Source organism: Anoxybacteroides tepidamans, assembly GCF_014201465.1.
Lineage (GTDB): Bacteria > Bacillota > Bacilli > Bacillales > Anoxybacillaceae > Anoxybacteroides > Anoxybacteroides tepidamans.
The window spans coordinates 1-2359 of the sequence record NZ_JACHEP010000048.1 but is presented as its reverse complement, the minus strand read 5'-3'; the positions used below and the strand labels follow the sequence as shown (position 1 = coordinate 2359).

Annotated in this window: 11 tRNA genes and 1 rRNA gene; all 12 read right to left on the bottom strand. The window is 45.9% G+C overall.

From position 1 onward, the window contains the following. Positions 1-316, bottom strand: a 16S ribosomal RNA gene (locus HNQ34_RS17225); the annotation flags it as partial. 83 nt (positions 317-399) lie between these two features. Next, positions 400-473, bottom strand: a tRNA-Gly gene (locus HNQ34_RS17220). 184 nt (positions 474-657) lie between these two features. Next, positions 658-731 (bottom strand) — tRNA-Pro (locus tag HNQ34_RS17215). A 6-nt stretch (positions 732-737) separates the two neighbouring features. Beyond that, positions 738-814: transfer RNA gene (locus HNQ34_RS17210), tRNA-Arg, on the bottom strand. Positions 815-872: 58 nt separating this feature from the next. Further along, positions 873-955, bottom strand: a tRNA-Leu gene (locus HNQ34_RS17205). Positions 956-965: 10 nt separating this feature from the next. Continuing rightward, positions 966-1050: transfer RNA gene (locus tag HNQ34_RS17200), tRNA-Leu, on the bottom strand. A gap of 5 nt (positions 1051-1055) precedes the next feature. Continuing rightward, positions 1056-1128 (bottom strand) — tRNA-Lys (locus HNQ34_RS17195). A gap of 16 nt (positions 1129-1144) precedes the next feature. After that, positions 1145-1219 (bottom strand) — tRNA-Gln (locus HNQ34_RS17190). A 315-nt stretch (positions 1220-1534) separates the two neighbouring features. After that, a tRNA-Asp gene (locus HNQ34_RS17185) sits at positions 1535-1610 on the bottom strand. A 112-nt stretch (positions 1611-1722) separates the two neighbouring features. Further along, positions 1723-1794: transfer RNA gene (locus tag HNQ34_RS17180), tRNA-Glu, on the bottom strand. A gap of 22 nt (positions 1795-1816) precedes the next feature. Next, positions 1817-1909: transfer RNA gene (locus HNQ34_RS17175), tRNA-Ser, on the bottom strand. Between the two features lie 2 nt (positions 1910-1911). Then, positions 1912-1986 (bottom strand) — tRNA-Asn (locus tag HNQ34_RS17170). Positions 1987-2359: the final 373 nt, after the last annotated feature.

The window sequence follows — 2359 nt, the reverse complement described above, 5'->3', positions numbered from 1 at the left end:
GATCACCCTCTCAGGTCGGCTACGCATCGTCGCCTTGGTGAGCCGTTACCTCACCAACTAGCTAATGCGCCGCGGGCCCATCCGTAAGTGACAGCTAATGCCGCCTTTCAACCAAAGACCATGCGGTCTTCGGTGTTATCCGGTATTAGCTCCGGTTTCCCGAAGTTATCCCGGTCTTACGGGCAGGTTGCCCACGTGTTACTCACCCGTCCGCCGCTAACCAAACAGAAGCAAGCTTCCATTCGGTCCGCTCGACTTGCATGTATTAGGCACGCCGCCAGCGTTCGTCCTGAGCCAGGATCAAACTCTCCATTGAAAGTTTTATTCCATACTCATATCAATTACTCGTCATTCAATCGACGAGGACGCTTCGTTTTGTTCAGTTTTCAAAGAACATAGTGGAGCGGGTGATGGGAATCGAACCCACGACATCAGCTTGGAAGGCTGAGGTTTTACCACTAAACTACACCCGCATTTATACTTAACTCCTTCACTTAGTCTCTGCTACGCCTTTTTCATGTCTCTTTCTCTACTAGCCTTTTCTTAAGAAGTTCGATGCGTCGAGGCAACTCGCAACTTATTCACCGATGTGTCGCTCGTGGCTGAGGTTTTACCACTAAACTACACCGGCAAGTATTTTATGTTGGGTATGGGTGATCGGGAAGACAGGATTCGAACCTGCGACCCCATGGTCCCAAACCATGTGCTCTACCAAGCTGAGCTACTTCCCGCTATAATGGCGCGCTCGAGAGGATTCGAACCCCTAACCTTCTGATCCGTAGTCAGATGCTCTATCCAATTGAGCTACGAGCGCAAAAATGTGACTATTTTTTAATATAACATATTTCTGTTGTTTAACGCAAACATTTTTATGCGGCCGAGAGGACTTGAACCTCCACGGGGTTGCCCCCACTAGGCCCTCAACCTAGCGCGTCTGCCATTCCGCCACGACCGCATAATTCGACTGGTGCGGGTGGAGGGACTTGAACCCCCACGCCGTGAGGCGCCAGATCCTAAGTCTGGTGCGTCTGCCAATTCCGCCACACCCGCAAAAGTGAGCCATGGAGGACTCGAACCTCCGACCCTCTGATTAAAAGTCAGATGCTCTACCTACTGAGCTAATGGCTCGTTTCACAAAATATAGTGGCTGGGCTAGCTGGATTCGAACCAGCGCATCACGGAGTCAAAGTCCGTTGCCTTACCGCTTGGCTATAGCCCATTGATACAACTTCATGAACTAACACCGCAAGACGATATTTGGAAAAATTTCTGAAGGAAATTTTGCGAAATATCGTCGACAATGACTAAATTCGCAAATCACTTAAGGAACATTCTCGAATTTCTATTAGGAAATTCAGGGAATATTCCGATATTGATATTACGATTTAAAAACATAATGAAACGCTTTGTATAATTAGCACCGCAGAAATTATTTTGGGAATTTCCGAAAGAAATCCACGGAATAATTTCGACATTGACTCAGTATTAGTTGTTACACTATAATTCGGCAACAAACAAACCATAAAAATAGTTATGGCGGTCCCGACGGGACTTGAACCCGCGATCTCCTGCGTGACAGGCAGGCATGTTAACCACTACACTACGGGACCACATGCTCAAAACATATCGAAGATAAGGATTCTCCCGGCTGAACTAATCTTCCATAGCCGAACAAAATAGGAGACGGTGTTTTTATATAACCATCCCCCCACAAACAGCCGATGACCCGTACGGGATTCGAACCCGTGTTACCGCCGTGAAAGGGCGGTGTCTTAACCACTTGACCAACGGGCCAAATTATCATTATATCTCAAAGTGGCGGAGAAGGCGGGATTTGAACCCGCGCGCCGTAAAAACACGACCTAACGGTTTAGCAAACCGTCCCCTTCAGCCACTTGGGTACTTCTCCAATGGCTCCGCAAGTAGGATTCGAACCTACGACCTACCGGTTAACAGCCGGTTGCTCTACCGCTGAGCTATTGCGGAATGGCAAAAGCAAAAACTCATTCCCCTTGCCTATATTCATATTACGAAACAAATATCATATTCTGACTGTTTTTAATTATAGTGAGGGACTTTTTGATTGTCAATAACTTTTTTGTTTTTCATTTACCGCGTCACCTATCAACGACGGCCTTTATAATCTAACATATATGTATTACGAATGTCAATACTATTTTTGAAAAAATATTTCATGCTAGGCGTGTTGATTAGCCAATAAAAACCAGTTGAGATGACTCTATTTCTAGCTTTTCTGTATTTTTTATATAAATGCAATTTGGAACTTTAACGTTTTCGTCTTTTATGGAGTAATCGGTATGTTTCGACTGTCGGGTGACCGAACAACACCGCTTCCAGA